The organism is Treponema ruminis, from assembly GCF_014201975.1.
Classification (GTDB): Bacteria; Spirochaetota; Spirochaetia; order Treponematales; family Treponemataceae; genus Treponema_D; species Treponema_D ruminis.
Map to the genome: position 1 here is coordinate 166719 of NZ_JACHFQ010000001.1, position 25420 is coordinate 192138.

Consider the following 25420-nt stretch of genomic DNA (forward strand, 5'->3'; position numbering starts at 1 on the left):
CTCCTACGGGAGCTTGTTTTTTTTCTCCCAGTAATTGTAAAATTCTGAATTTAGGCTTATAATATAAGGATATGATTAAACTCGTTGCATTTTTAGGGAACTACGGCGAAGAATACAAAAACTCTCGGCACAATGTTGCATGGCAATTTGCAAGTCAGCTTCCTTTTTATAATAAATTCTATTTCCAAAACAAATTCAAGGGTGATTATGCAGTTGTTGAAACTCGCGTTCTGGCCGAATGGATGGGCGAAACAGGCGTCTATACCACCAAAGACGGCGGCACACCGCGAGTCCCCGAAGAAGCTCCAGAAAAAATTTACTTCCTCAAGCCGCTCACTTACATGAACCTCAGCGGAGAATCAATCGGCGAGCTTGCACGTTTTTTCAAAATCAACAACGACGAAATCCTTGTCGTGCATGACGAGCTGGAGCTTCCAATCGGTACAGTCAGCCTCAAATGGAGTGGCGGTCTTGGCGGCCACAACGGCCTTCGCTCTGCAAAAGCCGTTCTCGGTACAGCAGATTTCTGGCGGCTTAGGTTCGGCATTTCAAAGCCTGCAAATGCAAACATCGCCGACTACGTGCTTTCAAATTTTACCGCGGACGAACGCATAATTCTTGCCCAGGAATTCGCGCCCACAAACGAAATGTTCTGCAAACTTCTGCTTTCAACCGATCCGAACCGAATTCTGCAGGGCTGGAGCAAAAAGAAAATCGTGGAGAAGTAATATGAGAGAAAACTCTTTCGCACACTTTTTTGAAATAGTCAAAGCCGTTCGCAAGGGCTGTCCCTGGGACAAGGAACAGACGCCTCTTTCTCTCCGCACCACTTTTTTCGAAGAGACCTGTGAGGCAATCGACGCAATCACTCAGGAAGACAGCGCCCATGTCAAGGAAGAGCTGGGCGACGTTCTTCTCAACGTAGTCCTCATCGCCTATCTTTTTGAGGAAAAGGGCCTCTTCACGGTGGACGAGACAATCAAGGCCATCACCGAAAAACTCATCCGTCGTCACCCCCACGTTTTTGCCCAGAGCGAGGGAAAGTCTCAGGTCACAGAAAGCGTGGCAGGCAATCCGGAAAAGGTTCTCAATCAGTGGGAGCGCATCAAGGAAAATGTCGAGGGCCGCAAGTCAGAGTCAGTCCTCGACTCAATCCCGGAAAATTTCCCACCCATTCTCAAGGCCTTCAAGATGGCAAAAAAAGCTTCAAAGGCTGGCTTCGACTGGAATTCAATCTCCGAAGTCAAGCTTAAGTTCTGCGAAGAGCTTGCCGAAATGCACGATGCCTTTATCGACGTCCAGCAGCTTCACAATTATGACGGTCTGCACCCCCTTTCAGTCATCCCAAAGACCGAAGAAGAGAAAAAGGCCCAGGATCACCTCGAAGAAGAATACGGCGATGCCCTCATGTGCTTCATAAATTACGCAAGATGGCTTGGAATTGACCCCAGCATAGCCCTTCAGAAAGGAATGAAAAAATTCGAATCACGTTTCCGCTTTGTTGAGGAAAACATGAAGAACAGCAATATCGATATGGACCATAAAAATCACATGGACATGATGGAATTTTGGAATAAAGCAAAGCAGATGCAGTAGCAGAAAATTCAGGAGAGAGTATGGCGAAAATACTTATAGTTGATGATGAACCAGTAATTTTATCTCTCACAGCCCAGATTTTGTCTCAAAAATATGATGTCGTCACGGCTACATCCGGCGCCGATGCGCTCAAGCTATACGGCCGCGAAAAGCCCGACCTAATCCTCACGGACCTGCTCATGCCGGAAATGTCAGGCTTTGAGCTTTACGAAATACTAAAACAGAATTATTCAATTACGATTCCGGTTGTTTTTATGACAGGCAAGGACGGCGACGAAGTAGAAGCAAGGGGGTTCGCATCAGGAGCCTCTGACTTTATCAGAAAACCCTTCCGCCCCGAGGTCCTTTTGCAGCGGGTCGAAAACATCCTCAACACAGTCGATAAAATCAAGGACTTGATGGAAGAAGCCTGCACCGACCGCCTCACAGGATTCTTGAACAAGGGTGCCGTCACAGACAAGCTGACCGACATCTGCAAAATGAACGACGGAATCCTTATGGTGATTGACCTGGACAGCTTCAAGCTGGTCAACGATTTATACGGTCACGAAGCCGGCGACTCAATTTTAAAGGCCTTTGCGGACATTCTCCGCTCCACCACCCGCAGTTCCGACGTTCTCGGCCGTATCGGCGGCGACGAATTCGTTCTGTTCTGCGTTTCAACCACAGAAATTTCAATCATTTCATCAATTTCCAAGCGGCTCAATTCTCAAATTTCAAAAAGAGCCAAGGAAATTCTCGGCGATGACATGAACATTCCACTCGGCGCCTCAATCGGCGCTGTTATAGTTCCAAATTCAGGCACTGACTTCCAGGATTTGTTCAACGATGCCGACCACGCCCTCTACACGGTCAAGCAGAACGGCAAGCACGGCTTTGCAATCCATGAAAAGAGGGACTCTTACGTCCGCTCAGAAGTTTCCCTGGCAGACTTGCACGCCCTCAACATGATTTTCGAAGAACGCAATCTGGGCTCAGGCGCCTATTTCATCGGTCAGGAAGCCTTTACTCAGGTCTACAGATTCTTCCTCCGCTACATCAAGACTTACAAAGAAACAGCCTACATGCTCCTGCTGACCCTTTCGCCTACAAACAATCTGACTTTTTTTCCAATGGCAGCGGATCTTTTTGGCGACACCCTTTCCCAGTCCCTGCGCAAAAGCGACATCATGGTGAGAATCCGTCAAAATCAGTATCTTTTCCTCCTTCCTCATGTTTCACAAGAGTCTTTCCCGGCTCTCGTAGAGCGAATGCTGTCAAACTGGAAGAAGCTGGAAGAGTCAGAGAATGTTGAAATCGCCCAGGAATCTGAATTCATCAACCACGAAACCGAAGAAGGTTATTCACGCCGGGCCGACGACTAAATTGTTCTTCAAGAGAAATTCAGATTTACTTTTTAGCTTTTTTTGGGTATATTTATAATATGAAAATTTTTAACGACAACGAAGAAGAAAAAAAGTCTGAACAGAAGGACGATTCACTTTCCGAAAAGTTTTTGAAAACCCGCCAGATTATTTTGAGCGGCGAGATTAACGAAGAAAACACAGCCAAAGTCATCAAACAGCTTCTTTTGCTCGAAGCCGACAGCGACAAACCGATTTACATTTACATTGACTCACCTGGAGGCTCAATCGATTCAGGTTTCGGCATTTACGACATGATTCGCTTTATCAATGCCCCTGTTTACACAATCGGAACAGGCCTTATTGCCAGCATGGGTTCAATTATTTTGCTTTCAGTTCCAAAAGAGCGCCGCTTTGCGCTTCCAAACAGCCACTACCTTATCCATCAGCCATTGATCGGCGGTGTTGCGCGTGGAGTTGCAACTGATTTGGAAATTCAGGCCGAAGAAATCGCAAAATCAAAAAAGAAGCTCATTAAACTGATTGCAGCAGAGACAGGCAAGAGCGAAGAACAGGTCGAAAAGGACTGCGACCGCGACCACTGGCTCACAGCAGACGAGGCTCTGGAATACGGTCTTGTAAGCAAGGTAATCTCAAAACGCTCAGACCTTAAGTAGCCAATTATGGCATTCGAACTTACGAAATCTATCATTGACGATATTATTTTCTCGATGGAAGACCAAAATGCAGAGTTCGTATTCGATGCCGCAAACGCCCGAGTCCTGCCTCTGGATTCCTTAGAAGAATCTGAGACAAGCGATTTTGAAGAAAACGAAAACCTTTATCCGTTGCCGGCCTGGAATTCGGACGACGGATTTGAAATTATGGAAAAGTTTGCAGAGAGCGTTCGCGTTCCCAAGGTTCGTAAGGAATTGCAGCAGGTTCTTGCAAATGGAAGGGGGGTATTCAGGAATTTTAAAAATGTGCTAAAACAGTACCCGCACATCGAAAAACGATTTCATGCTTTCAAAGAATCAGAAATGCGTGCAGTTGTTGTGGATTGGTACAATTCGCTCCGCGAATCTTGGGGCCTGGAAAAACTGAATCAGGATTTTGAAGAATATAACGAACTGACTCAGGAAGATTTTGAATTCCACCCCTACAATCATCAGAAGGACAATGATTGTGTCTTAAGTGAAGCGAAGCTTATCGCAGAAGAAATTAAATCAGACTTTGCAGGCAACAAGGCAAAAGCGATTGCTCATTTTTGGCTTCGCAAGTTTAATTATGAAACCCCTTCTGACATAGACGGAATTATTTGCCGCACACTGTCAGATGAATTCGCCGGCTGTATTTTATTTTCAAAATGCGAGTCCTTTGCAGAAAAAGTGGTGGCTCTCACCGCAGTTTTTGTAAATCAGAATTACCGTGGCTTAGGAATTACCAGAGAGCTTTTTTCACGCGGCATTTCCTATTTAAAGAGATGCGGAATTCAGAGTTTTATTATTGTTGATTCTGTAATACCAGATTATTTGGAGCCATTGTTAGCCCGTTGTGGATTTGAAAAAAAAGGCTCCGCATACATGCTAGAATTGACAGACAAGTAAGCCAAATTTTAAAAAGGAGATTTTTTATTATGGCATTCAGACGCAATTTCAGAAGAAATTTCAGACAGAACAGAGAGATTGATCTCGATCAGGCAGCCAACTATCTTAAAGATGTTGTTTCAAAAGTAAAGGCAAATCCTGATGAACTTGAAGCACTCAAGAAAGTCTTCAAAAAGAACGTACCTCTCACAATGCGTTCTTATGTAGCCGCTTATCTTTTGCGAAACGCCGGCGGCGCAATCTTCCGTTTCAACAAATTCAACGAGCGCGAAGATTTCCATGCAAACAGAGAAGAACGCTTCAACCGCTTCGAGCGCACTGAAGCTCAGACAGAAGAAGCTGGAGAAACAGAAGCAGCTCCACGCGAGCGATTTACAAGAGTTCAGATTCCAGCAGAAAATTCAGAAGTTGTATTCGTAAGCATCGGCCGCAACCGTCGCGTTTACCCACGCGACCTTGTTGGTCTTTTTATCAGCGTAGCAGGAGTAGAAAAAGAGCGAATCGGTGATATCCGTGTTCTCGCAAACTACTCATTCGTTCAGCTTTTCAAAGAAGATGCAGAAAAAGCTATCGCCGCACTGAACGGACATGTTTACCGTGGCCGCCCGTTGAGCGTAAGCTATTCAAAACAGCGCCCGGAAGGTGAGGAAGCCGAAGAAGAGACTGCAGAAAACTACGAGAACAACGAACCAGTTCCAAACGTTTCAAATGAATCAGCTCCAATCGTTGACAGCTTCACATCTAGCAACAACGATACTGTGGCACAGCAGGCTGCATTCGCCGCTGCTCAGGCACAGATGACAGACGAAGAGATTCTTGCTGCCCGCGCACCACGCTCTTCTTCATCAGAAGACCTGTAATTGCCTATGAGCCTTCATCTTTTGCGGACAGGCCCCCTTCGGGTCAACACTTTTCTTATTCCTCTTTGTGAGAATTATGTCCTTATCGTTGATCCGGCAGGTTGCAAATTCTCAAGGGATGAAGGTTCAATCGTTTCCTATCTGGAATCAAAAAAACTAAGACCGGCGGCAATCGTCCTCACACACGGACATTTTGACCACGTTTCCGGTCTTCCAGCCATCAAAAAAGCCTTTCCTAAAATTCCTATTGCAATCCACAAAAACGACGCGGACATGATCGGTCCTTCATCAGAGCTTTCACAGGGCCAGGCTCTGGCTCAGATGGGCTTTGATCAGTTCCTCCCCTATGTATCAAATCTCCCGGAAGCCACGGCTTTCCTTGAAGAAGGCAAATCCCTGCAGGAAGTTTTTGAAGACTGTAAATTCCCGGAAAATTTAGAAGCAGCCCTTTCAAACTGGCATGTAATGCACACTCCGGGCCACACCGAAGGTTCCTGCTGCCTTTACAATGAAGTCGAAGAAATCCTGATTTCTGGCGACACCCTCTTTTTCAAGTCATGGGGGCGCACAGACCTGATTGGCGGCAACGAGCGCAAAATCCACCAGAGTCTTGCAAAAATCGTGGAAGAATGTGAGGGAGACACAAAAGTTTATCCCGGCCACGACCACACGGGCTTTACACTGGCCGAAAACTATTAATTTTAGAAAAGCCTTATTTCTCCGCGCGGAGTTGGAATCTTAGAAAAGACCGTATCGCCGTATCTGTCCCAAAGAACCTTAAAATACTGACAGCTCATTTTTTCTTCATCAGAATCAACATGAACGACTGCAAAGGTGTTTGGCATACCGCCGCGAGCCTGGGAACAGCTTCCAGGATTCAAAACAGCCAGAAATTCCTTTTTGCCATTCCTGACCGCATGAGTTTTAAGGGAATTTGGAACGTGGGTGTGGCCGTAGAGAACGACGTCACATTCCCGGCTAACAGCCTCTGAACGCAACTCAGAAAGACCGTAATAAACACCGTAGCGATGACCGTGGGTGAGGAAAATCTTTCGCCCGGCAACATAAAATTCCTGAAAATCCGGCACGGTAATCGAAATCCTCTGGTCTGTAAAAATCGTCGAAGTTGAATTGTCGCCGTTTCCGCGCACAAAATAGATGACCGGCGGAATCTTGGCTCCGAAATCGTTGTCGTTGAAAGCCAGTTCAAGGGCGTAAATCAGGTCAAACACCCCGTCGCCGCAAAAACACATGGCGTCACACTGAGGCCCAAAGGACGTAATGATGGACTGCAAAATCTGAGGATTTCCGTGGGAATCTGAAAGCACAAGAAGCTTTGCATGTTCCTTTTTTGAGAATTCCTCTATTGCTGACTGGGAGCCGATTGCCAGATTCGGCTGCTGTATAAGTTCTATCAATGCCTACTCGAAAATAAAATGATTGATTGACTGCAATCCTGTTTCACCATCAACATAGTGGACAAGAGTGCGATTTTTTTCCAGCAATTTCTGAACGAATGGCATGAGGGCCGCATCAGCTTTTAGTGGCTCGCGCAGTTCTATCATAGATGAAATTGCGTTTGTAAGAATCTGGGTGGCGTCAAAATCCGGGATATAGTCAGTGACTTCATCTTCGAGGACACCGGCCTTGTGGGCATAGTCCAGAACGAAATCAGATGTAGACTCAGAGCCGAGCACGTCGTCCTGAGAGAAGAAAGTGAAGACTGGATAAGGGATTTTGCCGTCCTCGAATTTGTCCTGAATCTTTGACATGGCGATATGAAGGCCTTCCGGAGCACCAAGAATGACCATGCCGGCAAGATTTTTGTCTTCGATTCGGTCTGCAAGAGAACTGATTCTCTCCTTTCCGGCAACCATAAAGTCAGCAGGATAAACGAAAACCGAAATCAAGGCAGGTTTTTCTTCTGTTTCAATACCGAAATTGTTGTTGAGCGACTGGGTGATTTTTGAAATGTTTGCCTCATCATTGTAGCCGTAGCCCAGAATTACGACGATATTTTTGCCTTCGAGATATGCTTTTGTGTCTGCAGAAATCTTTTTGAGTTTTTCAGGGACGTTCTCTCCAGGCTCAGAGCCAGAGGATGCCAGTGCCTCAGAAACCTTGAGGGATTTTTCTTTTTTACAGGAAGAAATAAAAACTGCAGAGATTGCAAGAAAAATTAAAAAAGTTTTTTTAAGCATGTTTATAGTTTATCAAATATAAGGACTTTGCAAAAGCAAAAAAACAAAAAAAAGCGGCCGCATGGAAAAATTCTGTGCGACCGTTTATACAATTAAAATTTACTAGTTTTCAAAACCGACAGTAATATTGAGCGTACCTGTGCTGTTAAAGCCTCCGCTACCAGAGCCACCATTTGCTCCAGGGCCACCGATAGCACCAGGACCAGGCATAGCAGCACCACCGACTGGAGCAGAACGCTCTGCGGCAGAAGCAGGCTGAGTGCCCCTTCCGATGCCGGAAGAATTGCCATGAGCCGTTGCCTCAGGAGAAGACATGCCGCCTCCCTTATCAACAGATGCATTTTGCTTTTCACGAACAACGACGGCTTTTGAAGGAGCCTTATCATCGGTGAGGGCATCAGGGCCGTTGCCTTCAGGAGCTTCACCTACAGGGCCTGGCTCAGCATTATTAAGGCTTGCCTCGCTTTTGGCAGTATTTTTCCAGAAAGCAACCCTGCCCTGAATTGTAGAAAGATTTACAGCCCGGTAACGAGCCTTCATGTCAAAGATTGTACCGCGGACAGAAGCCGTTGCAACCGGAGAGCGGACAGTGAAGCCAACGCGCCGGTCAATAGATTTCTGGACGTTTGAGCGGAGGGCGCCAGTATCAAGGAAGATTGATGTTTCATCCTTGCCCAGAGCGCCGTTCAAGCCTTCACGCTCCGCAAGAGTCTGCAAGGTGATTCTTGAAAGCTGGGCAACGGTAACGGTTGACTCCTTGATTTTAATGACAACTTCTGATTTGAATCCTGTTTGAATGACAGAGCCCTGATCAAGAGAATCGCCGGCCTTGAGAGCAACCCAGGCACCGCCATTCTGAACTTCTGCCTTACCTTTTGTTGAAACAACAGTTGCCTGCATTGCGAATGAAGTAAAGGCAAGTGCTGATAAAATCACTGAAAGAATAAGTTTTTTCATAAAGGAACCTCCTTGTTTTAACATTTAGAACGCAATTGCGGCCGTGATTCTGAACTGAGTTTTGTTGCCATCAGCATATTTGTCCTTGCCGATGAACTGACAAAGATTTGCTCCCAAAGATACATCGCTGACAAGCTGCCAGTTGAAACCGGCTGTATACTGAAGTCCGGCTCTCTCAATGTCCTTTTTTTCATCGCCAGCCAGAGTGTTGAAAACAATGTCGGCACCGGCAAAGAAGAGGAAATTATCGACCGGCTTGATTGAGGCAGAAAGGCCTGCAAGGACTATGCCGGAATATTCAGGCTCGCTCAAAGAATTAACAGCCGTGTTGCTAGTGAAGCCCTGGAAAGCCTCAAAGCTGCCCTGCTTGCCTGAAGCATAAAGACCGCTGAGGGAGAATGACATTGACTTGAAATCAGGATAGACAGAAATCGAACCCTTTGTGAGGTTGCCCTTTACCATGTCCTGCTCGTCATATTTTGCAAATCCCATTGTTGAAGAGATATTATAGAAGACAGGTGTAAAAAGAGGTCCGTTGAGGGCTAAAGTTCCGTAGAAGCGGTTTAATTTTGTTGATTCAAGTGAGAGCGCGGCAAGACCTTCAAGAGAAAGGGTCTGGTTTGCGGCAAAATACGGGAAGGAAAGCGTTAAGGCTCCGACAGAAAATTTGTTTGCCATAACGTAGACCGTCTTTTCTTTGTCAGTGAGGCTGGTGGTATCGCCAAGAATCGTGATGTTTTTGGCGTTGAGAAGACCTGTGTAAGCCCCGAAAACAGAAAGTTCTACGCTGGACAAAGATGCGTCGAGCTTAAGTCCGTCACCGTTCTGAGTGTAGATAAGGCCGGTCAGGTCAGAATTGTAGAATCGTCCGGCTGAGAAAGTGATGTTGCCGGATTCAATTTCTTTTTTTACGACCAGCTTGAAAAGGTTTAAATCAGCGAAAAGTTTAAGCTGCTTATCGCTGTCTTCCTTGCGGGCATCCTTTTCAAACTGGAAGGAACCTTCGCCTGCAAGATAGCTTGAGCCGTCCTCCGAGACTGGATTTCGGAACCAGAGGTTAATGCCGTTCTTTTGATCCAGCTTGAGGGAACCGTCCTTTTCGGCATTGAGGAATTTTGAATCATTTGTGAGCAGACCGCCAATTTCAAAAGCAAAGAGTGACTGGGCAGCGGCAAGGGCTGAAATAAAGACAATAAGTTTTTTGAGATTTAATTTCATTTTTCTTCCCCCTCAATGATTTCGAAACAGCAGTTAAAAATATCCAGGGAATCTCTTCCAGAAGCCACCATTGAAGGATCTGCCTCAGTCGGAAGCAGGGCCTTAGCCTTAAACTCTTTGAATGCGTATCTTGGTGATTTGAAAAGTGAATAGAACAAGCCGCCCTTAATGCCAAAAGCCTTCATATAAATGTTGCAAAGCTGGTCCAGAGCGACCGGAGAATCAGGACTGATTGATGAATTAAAATAGCCGTTATCCTGCAGGGCTTTGAAGGTTTCTTCTTCAGTGGCTTCTTCCGGAACAAGTTTTGCGTAAATAGCAGGCAAATATGAAGCTTCTGCAAAAGTGACTTTTTCTGATTTTAGGATTTTGGACAATTGTTCTGAGCTTTGGGCACAGACTGACAAGGATGCAAGCAGAGCAATTGCAAAAAAAGAAATAAACTTTTTCATTTCTGTAGGCTCCCCTTTTAGAAATATCAAATTTTCCAAAAAATATTAAGAAAATTTACAGTTATATTATAACTTGTGTTATACTATTTGTCATGGAAAAACGACGAAAAAAATCAAAAGAAACGGAAAAAAGTTTTCCACGCAAATTGGTAGCCGCAATTATTGTTGCTAGTGCAGTTTTGTTCTGGTCAGTTTTCTGTGCCATCGGTGCATTGCAGAAATTCGATTACCGAATCTACGACCTGCTGCTGGGCTTTAGAAAAAGCCCGGACGTACGCAAGGAAATTCTTCTGGTCGAAGCGGACGATGCCTCATTGAGTAACGATTCCTTTGAGGAAATGAAAACCTGGCCGTGGCCGAGAAACGTCTTTGCAAACGCACTCATGCGCATGAAGGAATTTGGCGCTGCGGCGGCCGTATTCGATATTGAGTACCTCGCGCCATCAAGCCTTGCCGTCAACGAAGACGCAATTATCGAGGCCGCATCAAGTTTTGACGGCAGTCGTCCGAATTTCGAAAATTTCATAAAGGATAACGATGACTACTTTGCGAGGGCCATTCAGTTTTTCGGCAACACCTGGCTCACTATCAATACCCTCGCCATCAACATGAAATACAGCGACGAGGAAATCGACTACGTCAAAAAAAGATTCCTCTATAATGTAGAAGATAAAGGCGACCTGATTCTTAAAGACTTCAGACAGAGCCGCGTAGACAGTTTCAAATCTTCTTTCATCGACAATTTTACAGAAGAAAAGCCTGACTGGGACAACCCGGACTTCCTGAAAAAATATCTCATCGGCTTTTCACCAGCCATGAACAAATTCATGAGCCACGCGGCAGGTGCAGGATTTACAAACGTCATCATCGACATGGACGGAACCCGCCGCCGAATCGAGCTTCTTAACAAAAAAGACGACGTCTATTCAGGTCAGCTCGCTTTTGCACCGATCCTTCGGATTTTAAAACCTGAGCAGATAATCCGCGAAAAAGGCAGCATCAGGCTCAACAATTGTCAGGGAGCAGGCGGCAAAACAGTAAAGATTCCGCTGGATTCAAAGGGCAAAGTCATCATCAACTGGCTGCACACACTTTTCATTGATTCTTTCCGTCATGAAAGCCTCTTTTTCCTGGCCGAGTTGGATTCCCTTGAAAAGAATATAGTTATTGAGCTTAAAGGTCTTGAGAGATTCCTTGAATCTGTTGAAATGGCAAAGATTAATAAGTCCCTTGGGCTTGAGCCTCTTATGGCCGCAGCGACTACAAGTCAGCTTGTTGCTGATTACAAGGACATCAGCGATTTTAAGGAATTCCTTCTCTCCAAGTGCGAAGGCTATGATATAGAAGGAAAAGCAATCGGGGGCGGAGTTGAATATTCTGATTACGTTCAGTATTTCCAGGCCCGCAAAGATTTTTTCGAAAACGTCACGGAATTATGTAACGGCATGGCAATGGAAGAAATTTCCGGGCAGCTTCTTGCCATGAGCGAATTAATTCCTCCAGATGAATATCAGAGGACTGTCACAGACCTCACGAAAACATTCGATACGCTTTCAAATGAAATCAACCTTTACAATTCAATTTTCGCTGAGAAAAAGGCAAATTACGCCAATTCATTCTGTATTCTTGGTCACACGGCAAGTTCAACAACAGATTTGGGTACCATTCCATTTGAACGAGCCTACAAGAACATCGGAACCCACGCAAACGTCTACAACACAATCATGAATCAGGATTTCATCTATCCGGTCAGCTGGATTTGGGGAGTCGTGCTTTCAAGCATTTTCGCCATTCTGCTTATCGTTCTTCCTGCAGAAAAGAGGGCATTGATTCAGAATATTACCGGTGTAATTCTCGTCGTTATAAGCCTTATAATTCCGGTTCTTCTCATGGTTATGTTCAGCGTTTACATTCCGGCCCTTGCAGCCATTTTGATTGCCTTCACTTCTTATCTTGCAATGACAATCAACCGCTTTGCAACCAGCGAAAAAGACAAGAAATTCCTGCAGACAACATTCGGTGCCTACGTTGCTCCGGCAGTCGTTGAGCAGATTGTTAAGAATCCTAAGGTCGCAAGCTTGGGCGGTAAAAGTGACAACCTCACGGCCCTTTTCTCCGATGTAAAGACATTCTCTGGCTTTACGGAAGTCATCAACAACGAAGAGGGTGAGGATAAGGGCGCTGAAAGGCTGGTAGCAATCCTCAACGATTACCTTGGCGTCCTCAGTGACGCAATCATGGACAACAATGGCACAATCGATAAATACGTCGGTGACGAAATCGTTTCATTCTTCGGAGCTCCAATCCACGATGAAAACAACGCCTATGACGCCTGTGTAGCCGCAATCCGCATGTTACAGGCAGAATACCGCTTCAACGAAGAAAACAAAAGGAAGCTGCCAATCAATCCGGCCACAGGAGAGCCTTTCTACCTGCATTCGCGAGTCGGCCTCAATACGGGAAACATGGTCGTCGGCAACATGGGAACGGTCAAAAAACTCAACTACACAATCATGGGCAACAACGTAAACCTTGCCAGCCGTCTTGAAGGAACCAACAAAGTTTACGGATCATGGATTATGTGTTCTGAATCAACCTGGGAAGCGGCAAACCGCGGAGAAAATGCCGGAAAAATCGTCGCCCGAAAGCTGGACTGTGTTCGCGTTATAAACGTCAAAAGGCCGGTCGGAATCTATTCGATTATCGGTCTGCGCAATGAGCTCAGCGAAAAGCGAATCAAGGCAACGGAATTGTTCAATGAGGGCATGAAGTGGTATCTCAAAGGCATGGACACTCCGAACGTGCCGAAAGATATTGAAGACTTAAAGAAAGCCTACGCCCTTTACAAGCAGGCAGATGAAATGTACCCGCAGGACGAAAGTTCCAAGGTCTTCATGGAGCGCTGTGTTGACTTTACCAAGAACGGTCTCCCGAAAGTCTGGGACGGCGTTTACACAATGAAGTCTAAATAAACAAATCATTGATAACTACAAAAAAATACCCCGCATGAATGCGGGGAAAAAGCAAAGAGAGAAAATTCAAACGGCAAAGTCAACGATTTTTGCCGTGTTTGACTTTGGGTGAACGCAAGAAAATCTAAAATCAGAAAGATTTTCTTGTTTGAATTTTCTCGTTGGTTTGAAAATTACAGGATGTAATTTTCAAACCTTGAACTGATCAACCTGCTCGCCAATCTTGTTGATTGATTCGTTGATCTGACCGGAAACTTCGGTGAGTGCGGCGCCTGTTTCATTGATTTTTCGGGCACCGGCTGCCATTTCATCCATGCTCTGGGTCATGGTCATGGCCGCATTCTGAAGCATCTGAACTTCCTTAAGGATCATCTTGTTTCCTTCGGACATTTCATTTGATGCATTGCGGACTTCAACCGTGCTGTCGTTCATATTGTGCAGGGCTTCGGTAATCTGCTGAGAACCTTCGTTCTGCTCTTCCATTGCCGCACGAATCTGCATTACGAGGGCATCGGTTTCTTCGAGTTTGCGTGAAACTGTCTCGAAAGCGAGGCTTGATTCGCTTGAAGCCGAAACGACCTGATTGATTGATTCCTTGATGTTGTTGAGCTGGTCACCGATTGTCTTTGACTGAGCCGTTGAAGTTTCTGAAAGCTTACGGATTTCGTCTGCAACAACCGCGAAGCCTTTTCCTGCTTCACCAGCGTGAGCAGCCTCAATTGCGGCGTTCATAGCGAGAAGGTTTGTCTGAGAAGCGATTGATGCGATTGCAACGTTTGCTTCCTGAAGCATTTCTGACTGAGATTCAATTTCGTCGATTCGGTCATTAACTGCCTTCTGCTTGTTGATACCTGTCTGAGAATTTGCACGGAGCTCGCTGAATGAGCCGGCCATCTTTTCCATTGATGCGTTTACAGAAGAAATGTTGCCTATCATCTGTTCTACGGCGGCAGAAGCCTCTGTGACGCCGCTTGACTGAGATTCAATCATGCGCTCCAAAGACTCAATGTTTGAGGCAATCTCGTTTACGGCTCCGGCAGTCTGGCTTACCGACTGGTTCTGAGAGTCAAACTGCTTCTTCATGCTCTCAATGTTTGCGATAATCTGTGTGATTGAACTTGCCGTGTCCTGAGTTGCACCCGAAAGATTTTCACCTGCAACCATGAGCTCGTCTTTTGAAGTTTTGACGTCCCCGATGATGTTCTGAAGCTTGCCAGCAAATGTATTGAATCCGTTGACGACATCGCCGATTTCGTCCTTTGATTTGAGCTCGATTCGCTTGGTGAGGTCAGCATCTCCCGAAGAAATGTCGTTCAGTGTAGTCTTTACGCCGTTAAGAGGACGGAGCATTGTGCGTACGAAAATTGTTGCGATGATGACAAGAACAATTGCAAGACCAAGAATAATCGGCACTACAATCTGAATAACCGTGTTAATAGCGTGGTTAACGATTTCCATTGATTTTGCAACGAAAAGCATGCCTGAAATTGATCCGCTTGAATCACGAATCGGGGCGTAAACTGACATGTATTTTTTGCCTGCAATCGTGTTGAATCCATCGTAGCGATCGCCCCTTGTAAGAACCAGGTCAACGATTTTCTGATTGTCGAGGGTTGTTCCGACGAGATTTGCGCCCAGAGTTGTTGCGGCACGGACTTTTCCTTCGAACATTGTACATTCAACTTTGTAGTTCTTTTTGATTGCCTCAACAAATTCTGAGTCTGTCATGCTGAAAGTTCCAACAACAGCACCTACAACGCGCCCGTCTTTCTTGACCGGATAAGCTACGACAAGACTGTAATTATAGATGGAATTTGACTCGTAAGCGTATTCAACAAAGCCCTTCAAAGCATGATTTACGGCATGTGAAGAGCTGAGGTTTGTGCCTTTTGGAGCATTTCCACCAACTATGATGCCGCTGTCATCAGTTGTAATGAGGTAATCGATGTCGAGAACCTTTTTCTGCTCAGTGGTAAGGGCGTCGGCGGTTTCATAATCACCGTCATCCAAGGCTGTAGCAAGACGGGTTTTGTCGGCAAGAACGAGAGTTGCAACCTGAAGCTGCTGGCGCCACTGGTCAAGACTGTCCATAACGCCCAATTCTGTAGTTTCAAGATTTTCGAGTGTAAGTTCTGTTATTTCGGAACTTGTTACATTAGTTGAAATTACTCCGACCGCAACGGATGCTATAATAATCGAGGCTGCGGCAAGAATGCTGATTTTGGTAGATAACTTTAAACTAATCATTTTTTCTCCTTTTCCCACCTGAATAAATTTATTAAATTTATCCTAAATATTATCGGAAACTTTTTGTATTCTGTCAAATTTTTAATTAATTTATCAGAATTCTTATTGCAATCTTTGTAGATAAAATCTATTTTAATATGGAAGAAAATTACTTTGCCCGGATTCTCAGGAATTCAGGGCGTGAGGCACGAGAAGATTGAAAGGAAGTCAGGTTTCTATTCAAAATGTACACAAACAATTCGGAGATTTTGTCGCACTCGACAATATAGATTTTACCATTAAACAGGGTGAATTTTTCACTCTTCTGGGCCCGAGTGGCTGCGGCAAGACAACTCTTTTGCGCATTCTTGCAGGATTTGAATTTCCTGATGACGGAGCCGTTCTTTTTGATGATGTTGACGTCACCGGGCTTCCGCCGAACAAGCGCCATTCAAACACAGTTTTCCAGAACTACGCGCTTTTTCCGCATCTGAGCGTCTATGAAAACGTTGCGTTCCCATTGCGGCTCAAAAAACTTCCAAAAAACGAAATTGATGAAAAAGTCCGTCAGTACGTTCACCTTGTTGAACTCGACGAGCATATCTTTAAAAAGCCAAACCAGCTTTCCGGCGGTCAGAGGCAGCGTGTCGCAATCGCCCGAGCTTTGATTAACGAGCCAAAAGTTCTTTTGCTTGACGAGCCTCTTTCGGCCCTTGACGCAAAACTGCGCTCAAATCTTCTGGTTGAGCTTGATCACCTCCACGACAAAATCGGAATCACCTTCATTTTCGTCACACACGACCAGAGTGAAGCCCTTGCAGTCTCAGACCGAATCGCCGTAATGAATCACGGTCATGTCCTTCAGGTCGGTTCACCATTCGAAATTTACGAAAGCCCGGCAACCCAGTTCGTTGCCCAGTTCATCGGTGAGACCAACCTCTTTGAGGCAAAAGTCGTAAAATGCGAAAGCTACAAGGTCGAGGGCAAGGCTGACATCGAGCACATGGTTACCCTCAACGTTCCGGCACTCGGAATGCAGGCCCAGCTCACAGGCGACACACAGGCCACCAAAGAAGAAGACAAAAACATCCTCGTTACAGACTATGAGCACACTGATGAAGGCCAGCAGGTCGCATTCACAGTCCGCCCGGAAAAAATCCGCATCACTCTCGAAGAACCAAACGTAAACGGCCGCAAGGATATCAACGTTTTCAAGGGAATCGTCGAAGAACCAGTCTACACAGGCTTCCAGTCAAAATTCTACGTCAAGCTCGAAAAGACAGGCACAATCGTCAAAGTCTTTAAGCAGCACCAGAATTACCTGGACGAAGGCCCGGAGATTCAGTGGAAGGACACAGTCTACATTTCCTGGTCAGCCGAAGACGGATATATCGTTGAAGACATCGAAAAATAATCGACATCCTGTCGTGACGAGTTTTCTTCCGAAAACTCGCGGTCAACTGCCTTTATGCCACCTCCATGTGGCGCATTGATTTGATTTGAGGAGATTTTTTATGCGTAAGTCAAATCCAGGTCCATTCTATTCTTACCCCATGGGAATCTGGTTCTCGCTCTTTTTTGTCGTTCCTCTGGCTATTATCGTGGCTTATTCTTTTATGAAGCGCGATATGTTCGGCGGCGTTATCCACGAGTTCACGCTTGACGCTTACAAGCAGATGTTTTCTGCCGCCTATGCCAAGATTTTCTTCCGCACGCTCTGGATGACTGTCGTGGCAACATTTATTTCAATTCTGATTGCCCTTCCATGCGGATATGCGATTGCACGCAGCCGGCATCAGACAACGCTGCTCATTCTTGTAATCGTCCCGTTTCTCACAAACTCACTGATCCGAATCTTCGCATGGATGACGATTTTGGGCGAAAACGGCGCGCTCAACGGAATCTGTGAAATTTTCGCAAAATTCTGCTTCTTCGTGAGCCGGAACAGCGACGGCGTTTTTGTTCCCCACAAGTTCATGTTCACAAAATTTGCGGTCGTTCTTGTCAGCATTTACATGTATCTTCCTTATGCCATTCTGCCGATTTTCACTTCGGTAGACCGTTTTGATTTCACCCTGCTCGAAGCAGCACGCGATTTGGGTGCAACAAAGGCAGGCGCGATTTTCCGAGTAATGATTCCCGGAATCAAATCAGGCATAATCAGCGCCCTTATTTTCACTTTCATTCCGATTTTCGGAAACTACACTGTTCCGCAGATTATCGGCTCAACCGAAAGCTACATGCTCGGAAACATCATCATGGATCAGATTCAGAAAGCACGAAATTTGCCGCTCGCCAGCGCATTCAGCGTAGTTCTTACGGTTGTATCAATGGCTGCGATTTTGTTCATGATTTCTTCTGACAAAAAAGAAGCCAGCCTCAAAAAAATGAAAAAAGACTAGGAGCAGAGAATGGACTTTCTTATATCAGTAATTCTTGCATTTTTAAAACGAAATCCTGTCGCCAAAAATGAGGCGAACAAACATGCTAAACGCGGCTGGAAAAAACGTGGCCGGGCATTCTCATTTTCGAATACAGTTCTTCTGATTGCATTGCTTTTCCTGTTCGTTCCGCTTTTTGTGATTATTTTCTATTCTTTTAACGCATCAAAAGGTTCGCATTTTACAGGCGTTTCACTTGTATGGTATGAAGAGCTTTTCTTGAAGTCGGGCAGATTGTGGATGTCTCTTTTTTACAGCGCCGTAGTCGCGCTCGTTTCAGCAATTCTTTCAACAGTTTTGGGAAGTCTTGCCGCAATCGGAAACAGCTGGTACAAATTCTTCGGCCGCTCTTATATTCAATCGGTCAGTTTCTTGCCAATGGTACTGCCAGAAGTAATCATGGGTGTTTCCCTCCTCATCTTCCTCAGCGGAATCCACATGGATTTGGGGCTTGGCACAATCATAATCGCGCACACAACTTTCTGTCTTCCGTTCGTTTATCTCATGGTCTCAGCCCGCGTGGACGAATTTGATTATTCAATCATCGAAGCCAGCCACGACCTGGGAGCAAACGAAACTCAGACGCTTTTCAAAGTCATTATTCCTGCAATCATGCCTGGAATCATGAGCGGATTTATGATGAGCGTTACAATGTCCATCGAAGACTTTGTAATCACTTCTTTGGTAAATGGTAATGTTGAGACTTTGCCAATTTATGTTTATAATATGATCAGACACGGAGTTAGCCCGGTTATCAACGCGCTTTCATTCGTTCTTATTTTACTAATCGGCGGTCTTGCAGTTCTTTTGAGAAAAAGCCTCAAAGGTTTCGCAGCCGCACATTAAAATATTTCGGAGAAAAAAATGAAACTTTCTTCTAAAATCGCTTTGGCGGCACTTGGATTTACCGCTGTTTTGGGTCTTTCTTCTTGCAATCAGAAAAAGACATTGAAACTCTTCACATGGACTTACTACACCCCAACAAGTGTTGTTGAAGCATTTGAAAAAGAGTTCGACTGCAAAGTTGTTATCACAGAATACGATTCAAACGAAACAATGTTCAACAAGCTGGTTAACGGCGGCGCAAAAAGTTTTGACATCGTTGTTCCTTCACAGGACTATGTTTCAATCATGATGAAGCGCGGAATGTTCCAGCCAATCGTACAAACAAAATTCACAAACCGCGACAAAATCAATCCAAAAGTTCTTGAAAAAGTCACTTATGACCCGGAAATGGTTTACGCAGTTCCATATTATTTCGGTGCAGCTGGCATCGGCGTAAACAAAAAGAAGATGCCTGCCGGTGATTATGAACGCAACTGGAACATTTTTGCAGACGAGCGGTTCAAGGGTCACGCATCAATGATGGACGATTACCGTGAAGTAATCGGCGACGCCCTCAAATACAAAGGATATGCCGTAAGCTCAAAAAATGAGCAGGAAGTTACAGAAGCTGTTGATTTGATAAAAAACAAGTGGCTCCCGAACATCGTAAAATTCGACGCAGAAGGATTCGGAAAAGATTTTGCAGCCGGCAATTTGTGGCTCTGCCACGGTTATGCTGAAGTAATGTACGGTGAAGTTCCAGAGGATGAATGGGAAAGCACAATTGACTTCTTTATTCCTGAACAGGGTGGTGCATCTTACCTCGACAGCATGTGTATCCTCAAAGACTCAAAAGAAGCCGAGCTTGCCACAGAATTCATCAATTTCATCCACAAGCCAGAAAACTACGCACAGTTCCTTGACTTCTTCTGCTTCCCATGTTTCGTAAACCTCGAGGCAGAAAAGTTCATGAAAACAAAGCCGCTTTATCCGGCAAGCGCAATGGACAATTGTGAGCTCAAAGACGACCTCGGCGAAAATCTCGATATGTACTACCGCAAGTGGGAAGCACTGAGATTGCAAGTGAACTAATGAAACACTGATTAATCGCTTCAAGTGTTAACCAGCACTTCCCTGATTTCCTGCAAATTTATTTTGCTCCGCGTGCCGCGGAGCATTTTTTTTTGGATTATTCTGACAACTTTATATTTGCATTGCCGAAAATCGAATTTTTTTGGAAATAAATATATGTAAGAAAAAGAAACTTACATATCACATTTTCAAAAAAGGAGCTTTTATGACAGAAAGCATTTTTTACCCAAAACCAGTTGATGAACTCACATTCACCGATGACGGCATGTTTCAGGAAGTCTTGAGGAACCCGGAGATTTGCGCGGAACTCGTGGAGCGGCTTCTGCACGTCCGCGTGAACCACATCGAATATCCTGAGCTGGAAAAGACAATCGCACCGTATTACACGACGAAAGGCGTACGGCTCGATGTGTATCTAAAGGACACGGACAAAATCATAGATGTTGAGCTGCAATCCTATCCGCAGGACGCTCTTGGCAAGCGCACAAGATATTATCAGAGCATGATCGACATGGACAGTCTCATGAAGGGCCAGGACTATTCCGAACTGAAAGACAGTTATATCCTCTTCATATGCAAACGCGACCCGTTCAAGGACGAGCAGAAAAACCATTACGGCCTCCCTTGTTACACGTTCAAAAACACTTGTTCGGAAAATCCAGCCGTAAATTTGAATGACAAATCGTTGAAGGTAATTTATAATGCAAGTGCATACAATGAAGAAAAGGATGATAAAGTGAGAGCATTCCTTCACTTCATCCACACGAACGAACCAGGAGAAGACGACTTTACAAACCAACTGTCCTCGCTGGTTGAGCAGATAAAAGACAACGAAAAATTCAGGAGGGACTACGCCGCTATGAATTTACACGACAGGGATATAACACGTGCCGCAAAACGGGAAGGTCTTCGACAGGGACTTGCACAAGGTGCGAGCAAAGCAAAAATTGAAGCGACTAAGAAGTTTTGGGGAAATGGAGTTTCGCAAGAAATAATTGCGCAATCTTTAGACTTGCCGTTGGAAAAAGTTGCAGAAATAATTAATGGAAAAACATCTGGAGTTTCGCCGCTATGAATTTACACGACAGGGATATAACACGCGCTGCAAAACGGGAAGGTCTTCCGCTTGAAACCGTGCTAGAGTTACAGTAACAGCTCCTATAAGCTAGTTCTCTGCTGAATCCATAATCTTTTCAACTTTTTCGACGAAGCCCGCGCCCCAGTATGCACACAGCATGGCGTGGGCTTTTTCTTGCAATTCTGGGATGACACTTCTTCTGAGCTGCAAGATATTATCCATAAGATGTTTTGTGGAAAAGCGTCGTATATACCCCAGTTCAGTTTCGCTCAGGGATTTTAATTCTTCTGATTCAGAAATGACGGTAAAAACACTGGCGGAAGAGCAGACCATCCGCAATTTTCTTATAGAATCAATTTTTCGGGCACTGCTCATGCCGCTTGCGGCACGATAATAGTAGACCAGCTTATCAATTCCGACATATTTTTGAGCATAAAATGATGTAAAAAAGAAAATAAGAAAATCCTCTGTCATGTTACATTCAATGTGAGGAATGCATTCAAATGCCTTTTCAAGAATGCTGCGTTTCATGGCCTTTGCCCAAAGTACGCCAGCTACCTTTCCACCAGCCAGCCAGGATTTTATTATAGGCTCACCAGTGATTTCACCTATAGTGATGATTGAATACATATTCTTTTTTTTGGGAACAAAACTGCCATCTGGTCTAAAGAATCCGGCAATTGACCGCCCCTGAATAATATCCGAGTCATGAGCTTGGGCGGCTTCAAAAAAAGCCTTTAAAGCCCCTTCTGCCATAACGTCGTCACTGTCAACATAACTGATGTATTTTCCTTTGGCATAATACAAAAGTGAGCGGCGCACTTCAACCAAGCCCATGTTTTCACGATGTTCGATGAAAGTCACAGACACAGGAGATAGATTTCTTTCCCGACGGATTTTTTCACAGTCCTTATGCACTTGCTTCACAATTTTTTTTGCAGATCGTCCCGCCTCATCATGAAAGCGGCTGGCATCGGAGACGACAATTACCTCAAAAGAATCAAAATCCTGCAAAAAGACGGAAGAAAGGCACTGTGCAAGCAAAGGCTCAGTTTCGTAGACGGGAAGACAAACTGAAATAAATGGAGCGGGTGATTTTTTCATAAATGAAGAAAACTGCTGGTGAAACCGTTACATGAAAAACGAAATCACCAGCACTTTTTAATGATGTGAAGAACTATTCTTAGTCGCCACATGGAATACCGAAGACTACATCTGAGAGATCAACAGAGTCCCCCTCAGTATTAAAATAATTGTATGTAGTACTTACTTCACCACCAGACGATGCAGGCAACATCGCATTTCTTCCGTCTATTAAAGCAACATCTTGAGTTGCTGTTGAACCAGTATTTGGAATCGGAACAACAGGTTTTACGTCAGAATCGTCTCCGTTAAAGAACACGTTAACCAGTGATGCCTCAATAATAGAAAAACTTTCCAAATCGACTGTAACAATTCTGTTTACATTCTTGTATTTCAAGAAGTCACTATCCGTATAAAAAGCGATACCATCATCTGCGATTACCAGTTTTTTAGGCTTAATCGCAATAAATTTTACAGGACCAAAGAATTCTTTTACAGTTAAATCAGGAGTTTCACTAAGAGGAGCTGGCGTTCTCAATGTTTTGATAAAATCTTTTAAAGTGTAATTTACAGACCTGGATGTCCATGAATTATTTCCAGCAAAAACTGCAGGAGCAGTTGAGTCATGCATTAAAACCTGAGAACCGTTGTAATAAACACCGAGTTTCGCGTTCGTAAAATCTTCTTTTTCCAGTTTGTTATCTGTAAGTCCAAGAACTTTTATGCCTCCAAACTTTACATCGTATCGTATCAAAGCACCACGGCTGCTAGTGTCAGAAACATCTCTGTAAAGCATATAAACTGCACCATCTTGATAAAGCAGGTCTGTAATATCACCATATTTATCGTTAGCATTTTTCATATCTGTACTGAGGATTTGCACACCTGAAGCTGCAGGTTTATTTGTATTGCTTTCGGAAACTTTTGAAATAACAAGCGCAGGTCGTACCCCTTTAGAATCATAGTTACCTCTAACAATCGAATAAACTACACCATCATGAACAATGCACATTTTGTAGTGACAACTTGAAAATTCCGCGACTCCATCCTTATAATAATCAGAACAATAAACTTGTCTTATATCATTCACAGTACCTTCGGATGCAAGTGACGGAAGTTGATAAAGGTACATAGACTCTTCATTTATAGAAACCAAGTAAATAATATCTGTTTTTGAGTCGTAGGCAAGTCTTGATGGACTATAAGTCGCAGAAACTTCCACTTGCTCACCACTTACTTTTGGATTATTAGTATATATGTAATATGAAGTTCCACCCGAATAAGTAATATGAAGAGTATAGAAATAACCATTATTATCAAAAATAAAAGAGTTTATTGGATTAGAAGCAGAATCACTATTTGAAGCTTTATAATTTTCTTCTGTATTTTCATCAATATCATCACCATCAGCAGAAATATAATATTTGTAGCCGTTAAATGCTATGGTACCGTCTCCATTCATCTCGGTATGAACATTAAACAACGCCATTTTTGTGGGCGACACAAGCTCCGTTCCATACCCTTCAACCAACGCATCCGTAATCATGAAGTTAGTCTCTCCATCGACAAGTTGCAGATGTGCGCCCGCACCCTGCCATGTGTCGGTTGTCCAGCCTGAAAAAACAGTGATATACTCCTTGCAGACGTAGAGCGCATTGCCGTTTTCGTCCTTGAACGTGAATGTGGCTTCATAGCTTCCTGCAGGAACGTCGTTCTGCACGATTGTCACTGTGCCGCTAGAAGAAAAATTTTTTGGTTTTTTGAGGTTTGCAATTGCAGTTTCGAGACTGTCTTTGATTAGAGCCTCATCATCCGCATTTCGTTCAGTCCAATTTACGAGGGCACAGGTTACAGTTTTGATTTTATGGTCTGTTGTGCCGTCTGTAATTGGAAGACTGAGCGCACCATTTTTGTATATCTGATAGTCTTGAGGAGAAAGGATAATATCTTCTTCAATATTGTCTTCAACAATTACTTCAACCTTATTGTAAATGAGAGTTCCCCCAACGCCTTCCCTATATTCTCCTCGCAAACTCAGCATCAAACTCCACTTGCCTTCCGGGAGTTTGAAAGAATATGTCATTTCTACTGGATCAATTTCGCCATAAATATAAATATCATTGTCACTATTGTTATCATCATCTACAGAAATTGCCTCAGCCACCCAGTTTGTTTTTGATTTTTCATACGTTGTCGTCTCCAAATCAAAGGAAGTTGTGGCAGTGCGGGCACTTGAGTTTGCACCTTCGGACGCACTTGCAAGGCTCTTTGCCACACTTGCAGGCACGGCACTACCGATTGAGATTTTGCCGCTCACGGTATAAGTCTTTGCGGTTTGAGGAGCCTCATTTGCGCTGTCCGAAGAATCAGAACAGCCCGCAAACAAAGCAACCGAGAGAACCATCAATAGTCCAGCAAGTTTTTTCATCACGTTTTTCATATTTCCCCCTTTCATTACTTTCATTTTTTATTCCAATGCGTTCTCTACCTTCTTCACGAAGCTTTCGCCCCAGAAGTCGTAGAGCATAAGTTTTGCTTCTTCCTGCAGCTCCGGGATTACGGATGCTCTCAGCTGGCGGATGTTGTTTGCCAGATATGAAAGCGTGACCTTCCCAAGATGCTCAATGTCACTCGGCGAAAGAAGACCATCGTTGTTCTCCTTTAGCCACTGGGAGATGATGCTGAACACGCTTGATGACGTGCAAATCATCTTCCATTTTTTGAGCGTGTCGATTTTGCGGTGCGAGCTCATGCCGCTGTTGATTCGGTAGCGGTAGATTTTGTTCTCGATGCCCACATATCGGCGCGCGTTCATGCCCACAAAGAAGAAAATCAGAAGGTCGTCCGCCATGTTGCACTCAGTATACGGAATCTGCTCGAAAGCCTTTTCGTACACGCTCTTTTCAATCAGCTTGCCGCAGACGTTCCCGTTGAAAAGCCCTGAGAACCACGAGCGGGCAATGTCCAGTCCATCCTTTGTGCCGTAAAAAATCCTTCCGCACTTGGTTTCTGCCGTAGCATGAAAGATTCCTTCGCTGTCATATTCGCCCGAAACAAAAGTTCCGTGCACGATGTCCGCGTTTTTGGAAATTGCCGCCTCGTACAAGCACGAAAGCGCGCCTTCCATATACTCGTCATCGCTGTCTATCATCGCAAGGTATTTGCCTTTCGACTCATACACAAGCGTCCGCCTCACTTCCACGCAGCCACGGTTTTCGCGGTGCTCACAAAAGCGGATTTTTACAGGCGGAAGATTATGGCTCTTTCGCCATCCGTCACATTCTTTTTGCGCCAGCTTGACGATTTTTTTGGCACTCCGCCCTTTTTCGTCCTTGCCGGGGCTTCTGTCACTCAGCACCACCACTTCAAAGCTATCAAAGTCCTGCATATAGACCGAGCGCAAGCAAGCCGCAAGATAAGGCTCGGTCTGAAAAACAGGAATGCAGACGGTGATTAGCGGAGGATTCAC

The 25420-nt window shown here is 44.6% G+C and carries 22 protein-coding genes; 13 read left to right on the top strand and 9 right to left on the bottom strand.

What is annotated here, in order from left to right:
- The first annotated feature begins 71 nt into the window (after window positions 1–71).
- The 7 genes from pth to HNP76_RS00680 are packed head-to-tail and all read left to right on the top strand — an operon-like array spanning window position 72 to window position 6105.
- Window positions 72–728 (top strand): aminoacyl-tRNA hydrolase, encoded by a 657-nt coding sequence (pth, locus tag HNP76_RS00650; protein ID WP_184656423.1) that lies wholly within the window; start codon window positions 72–74, stop codon window positions 726–728.
- Window position 729: 1 nt separating this feature from the next.
- A complete protein-coding gene (mazG, locus tag HNP76_RS00655; protein WP_184656425.1) occupies window positions 730–1596 on the top strand; it encodes a nucleoside triphosphate pyrophosphohydrolase in 867 nt (288 codons plus the stop codon).
- A gap of 20 nt (window positions 1597–1616) precedes the next feature.
- On the top strand, window positions 1617–2960 hold the full coding sequence (locus HNP76_RS00660; protein WP_184656427.1) for a GGDEF domain-containing response regulator: 1344 nt from the start codon (window positions 1617–1619) through the stop codon (window positions 2958–2960).
- A 59-nt stretch (window positions 2961–3019) separates the two neighbouring features.
- Window positions 3020–3616: an ATP-dependent Clp protease proteolytic subunit gene (locus HNP76_RS00665; protein ID WP_184656429.1), complete on the top strand. Its 597-nt coding sequence runs from the start codon at window positions 3020–3022 to the stop codon at window positions 3614–3616.
- Between the two features lie 6 nt (window positions 3617–3622).
- Complete coding sequence (locus HNP76_RS00670; RefSeq protein ID WP_184656431.1) at window positions 3623–4546, top strand: GNAT family N-acetyltransferase; 924 nt, start codon at window positions 3623–3625, stop codon at window positions 4544–4546.
- Window positions 4547–4575: 29 nt separating this feature from the next.
- The gene (locus tag HNP76_RS00675) at window positions 4576–5406 is read left to right on the top strand and encodes a DbpA RNA binding domain-containing protein (protein ID WP_184656433.1); all 831 of its coding nucleotides are present in this window, start codon (window positions 4576–4578) and stop codon (window positions 5404–5406) included.
- A 6-nt stretch (window positions 5407–5412) separates the two neighbouring features.
- A complete protein-coding gene (locus HNP76_RS00680) occupies window positions 5413–6105 on the top strand; it encodes an MBL fold metallo-hydrolase (RefSeq protein WP_184656435.1) in 693 nt (230 codons plus the stop codon).
- 2 nt (window positions 6106–6107) lie between these two features.
- On the opposite strand, the gene HNP76_RS00685 is transcribed toward HNP76_RS00680, so the two are convergent.
- The 5 genes from HNP76_RS00685 to HNP76_RS00705 all read right to left on the bottom strand — a co-directional run bounded on the left by HNP76_RS00685 (window position 6108) and on the right by HNP76_RS00705 (window position 10234).
- Window positions 6108–6824: a YfcE family phosphodiesterase gene (locus tag HNP76_RS00685; RefSeq protein ID WP_184656437.1), complete on the bottom strand. Its 717-nt coding sequence runs from the start codon at window positions 6822–6824 to the stop codon at window positions 6108–6110.
- Window positions 6825–6827: 3 nt separating this feature from the next.
- The gene (locus tag HNP76_RS00690) at window positions 6828–7607 is read right to left on the bottom strand and encodes a hypothetical protein (protein WP_184656439.1); all 780 of its coding nucleotides are present in this window, start codon (window positions 7605–7607) and stop codon (window positions 6828–6830) included.
- Window positions 7608–7709: 102 nt separating this feature from the next.
- Window positions 7710–8564 (bottom strand): FecR domain-containing protein, encoded by an 855-nt coding sequence (locus HNP76_RS00695; RefSeq protein ID WP_184656441.1) that lies wholly within the window; start codon window positions 8562–8564, stop codon window positions 7710–7712.
- A 24-nt stretch (window positions 8565–8588) separates the two neighbouring features.
- On the bottom strand, window positions 8589–9782 hold the full coding sequence (locus HNP76_RS00700) for a hypothetical protein (protein ID WP_184656443.1): 1194 nt from the start codon (window positions 9780–9782) through the stop codon (window positions 8589–8591).
- Window positions 9779–10234: a hypothetical protein gene (locus tag HNP76_RS00705; protein WP_184656445.1), complete on the bottom strand. Its 456-nt coding sequence runs from the start codon at window positions 10232–10234 to the stop codon at window positions 9779–9781. The genes HNP76_RS00700 and HNP76_RS00705 overlap by 4 nt, the downstream gene beginning before the upstream one ends.
- Window positions 10235–10326: 92 nt before the next feature.
- On the opposite strand from HNP76_RS00705, the gene HNP76_RS00710 reads away from it, so the two are divergent.
- Entirely contained in the window at window positions 10327–13206 is a 2880-nt protein-coding gene (locus HNP76_RS00710) for an adenylate/guanylate cyclase domain-containing protein (protein ID WP_184656447.1), read from the top strand.
- Between the two features lie 189 nt (window positions 13207–13395).
- On the opposite strand, the gene HNP76_RS00715 is transcribed toward HNP76_RS00710, so the two are convergent.
- Entirely contained in the window at window positions 13396–15453 is a 2058-nt protein-coding gene (locus HNP76_RS00715; RefSeq protein WP_184656449.1) for a methyl-accepting chemotaxis protein, read from the bottom strand.
- Window positions 15454–15649: 196 nt separating this feature from the next.
- Here HNP76_RS00715 and HNP76_RS00720 point away from each other — a divergent pair, with 196 nt between their 5' ends.
- From HNP76_RS00720 to HNP76_RS00740, 5 genes are all read left to right on the top strand, one after another.
- Entirely contained in the window at window positions 15650–16846 is a 1197-nt protein-coding gene (locus HNP76_RS00720) for an ABC transporter ATP-binding protein (RefSeq protein WP_184656451.1), read from the top strand.
- Window positions 16847–16946: 100 nt separating this feature from the next.
- Complete coding sequence (locus HNP76_RS00725; RefSeq protein WP_184656453.1) at window positions 16947–17834, top strand: ABC transporter permease; 888 nt, start codon at window positions 16947–16949, stop codon at window positions 17832–17834.
- A gap of 9 nt (window positions 17835–17843) precedes the next feature.
- Complete coding sequence (locus HNP76_RS00730; RefSeq protein WP_184656455.1) at window positions 17844–18719, top strand: ABC transporter permease; 876 nt, start codon at window positions 17844–17846, stop codon at window positions 18717–18719.
- An 18-nt stretch (window positions 18720–18737) separates the two neighbouring features.
- Window positions 18738–19790, top strand: coding sequence for an extracellular solute-binding protein (locus tag HNP76_RS00735; protein ID WP_184656457.1), 1053 nt, complete (start codon window positions 18738–18740; stop codon window positions 19788–19790).
- Between the two features lie 205 nt (window positions 19791–19995).
- Window positions 19996–20865: an Rpn family recombination-promoting nuclease/putative transposase gene (locus HNP76_RS00740; protein WP_184656459.1), complete on the top strand. Its 870-nt coding sequence runs from the start codon at window positions 19996–19998 to the stop codon at window positions 20863–20865.
- Between the two features lie 90 nt (window positions 20866–20955).
- Here the strand turns inward: HNP76_RS00740 and HNP76_RS00745 are convergent, their stop codons facing one another.
- The 3 genes from HNP76_RS00745 to HNP76_RS00755 all read right to left on the bottom strand — a co-directional run bounded on the left by HNP76_RS00745 (window position 20956) and on the right by HNP76_RS00755 (window position 25420).
- The gene (locus tag HNP76_RS00745) at window positions 20956–21972 is read right to left on the bottom strand and encodes a glycosyltransferase family 2 protein (RefSeq protein WP_184656461.1); all 1017 of its coding nucleotides are present in this window, start codon (window positions 21970–21972) and stop codon (window positions 20956–20958) included.
- A gap of 79 nt (window positions 21973–22051) precedes the next feature.
- Window positions 22052–24415: a TdpA family lipoprotein gene (locus tag HNP76_RS00750; RefSeq protein WP_184656463.1), complete on the bottom strand. Its 2364-nt coding sequence runs from the start codon at window positions 24413–24415 to the stop codon at window positions 22052–22054.
- Between the two features lie 3 nt (window positions 24416–24418).
- The gene (locus tag HNP76_RS00755; protein WP_184656465.1) at window positions 24419–25420 is read right to left on the bottom strand and encodes a glycosyltransferase family 2 protein; all 1002 of its coding nucleotides are present in this window, start codon (window positions 25418–25420) and stop codon (window positions 24419–24421) included.

Excerpts from the sequence above, each read along its gene's own strand:
- pth (WP_184656423.1), top strand. The coding sequence starts at position 72 with ATGATTAAACTCGTTGCATTTTTAGGGAACTACGGCGAAGAATACAAA.
- mazG (WP_184656425.1), top strand. The coding sequence starts at position 730 with ATGAGAGAAAACTCTTTCGCACACTTTTTTGAAATAGTCAAAGCCGTT.
- HNP76_RS00660 (WP_184656427.1), top strand. The coding sequence starts at position 1,617 with ATGGCGAAAATACTTATAGTTGATGATGAACCAGTAATTTTATCTCTC.
- HNP76_RS00665 (WP_184656429.1), top strand. The coding sequence starts at position 3,020 with ATGAAAATTTTTAACGACAACGAAGAAGAAAAAAAGTCTGAACAGAAG.
- HNP76_RS00670 (WP_184656431.1), top strand. The coding sequence starts at position 3,623 with ATGGCATTCGAACTTACGAAATCTATCATTGACGATATTATTTTCTCG.
- HNP76_RS00675 (WP_184656433.1), top strand. The coding sequence starts at position 4,576 with ATGGCATTCAGACGCAATTTCAGAAGAAATTTCAGACAGAACAGAGAG.
- HNP76_RS00680 (WP_184656435.1), top strand. The coding sequence starts at position 5,413 with ATGAGCCTTCATCTTTTGCGGACAGGCCCCCTTCGGGTCAACACTTTT.
- HNP76_RS00690 (WP_184656439.1), bottom strand. The coding sequence starts at position 7,607 with ATGCTTAAAAAAACTTTTTTAATTTTTCTTGCAATCTCTGCAGTTTTT.
- HNP76_RS00695 (WP_184656441.1), bottom strand. The coding sequence starts at position 8,564 with ATGAAAAAACTTATTCTTTCAGTGATTTTATCAGCACTTGCCTTTACT.
- HNP76_RS00700 (WP_184656443.1), bottom strand. The coding sequence starts at position 9,782 with ATGAAATTAAATCTCAAAAAACTTATTGTCTTTATTTCAGCCCTTGCC.
- HNP76_RS00705 (WP_184656445.1), bottom strand. The coding sequence starts at position 10,234 with ATGAAAAAGTTTATTTCTTTTTTTGCAATTGCTCTGCTTGCATCCTTG.
- HNP76_RS00710 (WP_184656447.1), top strand. The coding sequence starts at position 10,327 with ATGGAAAAACGACGAAAAAAATCAAAAGAAACGGAAAAAAGTTTTCCA.
- HNP76_RS00715 (WP_184656449.1), bottom strand. The coding sequence starts at position 15,453 with ATGATTAGTTTAAAGTTATCTACCAAAATCAGCATTCTTGCCGCAGCC.
- HNP76_RS00725 (WP_184656453.1), top strand. The coding sequence starts at position 16,947 with ATGCGTAAGTCAAATCCAGGTCCATTCTATTCTTACCCCATGGGAATC.
- HNP76_RS00730 (WP_184656455.1), top strand. The coding sequence starts at position 17,844 with ATGGACTTTCTTATATCAGTAATTCTTGCATTTTTAAAACGAAATCCT.
- HNP76_RS00735 (WP_184656457.1), top strand. The coding sequence starts at position 18,738 with ATGAAACTTTCTTCTAAAATCGCTTTGGCGGCACTTGGATTTACCGCT.
- HNP76_RS00740 (WP_184656459.1), top strand. The coding sequence starts at position 19,996 with ATGACAGAAAGCATTTTTTACCCAAAACCAGTTGATGAACTCACATTC.
- HNP76_RS00745 (WP_184656461.1), bottom strand. The coding sequence starts at position 21,972 with ATGAAAAAATCACCCGCTCCATTTATTTCAGTTTGTCTTCCCGTCTAC.
- HNP76_RS00750 (WP_184656463.1), bottom strand. The coding sequence starts at position 24,415 with ATGAAAGTAATGAAAGGGGGAAATATGAAAAACGTGATGAAAAAACTT.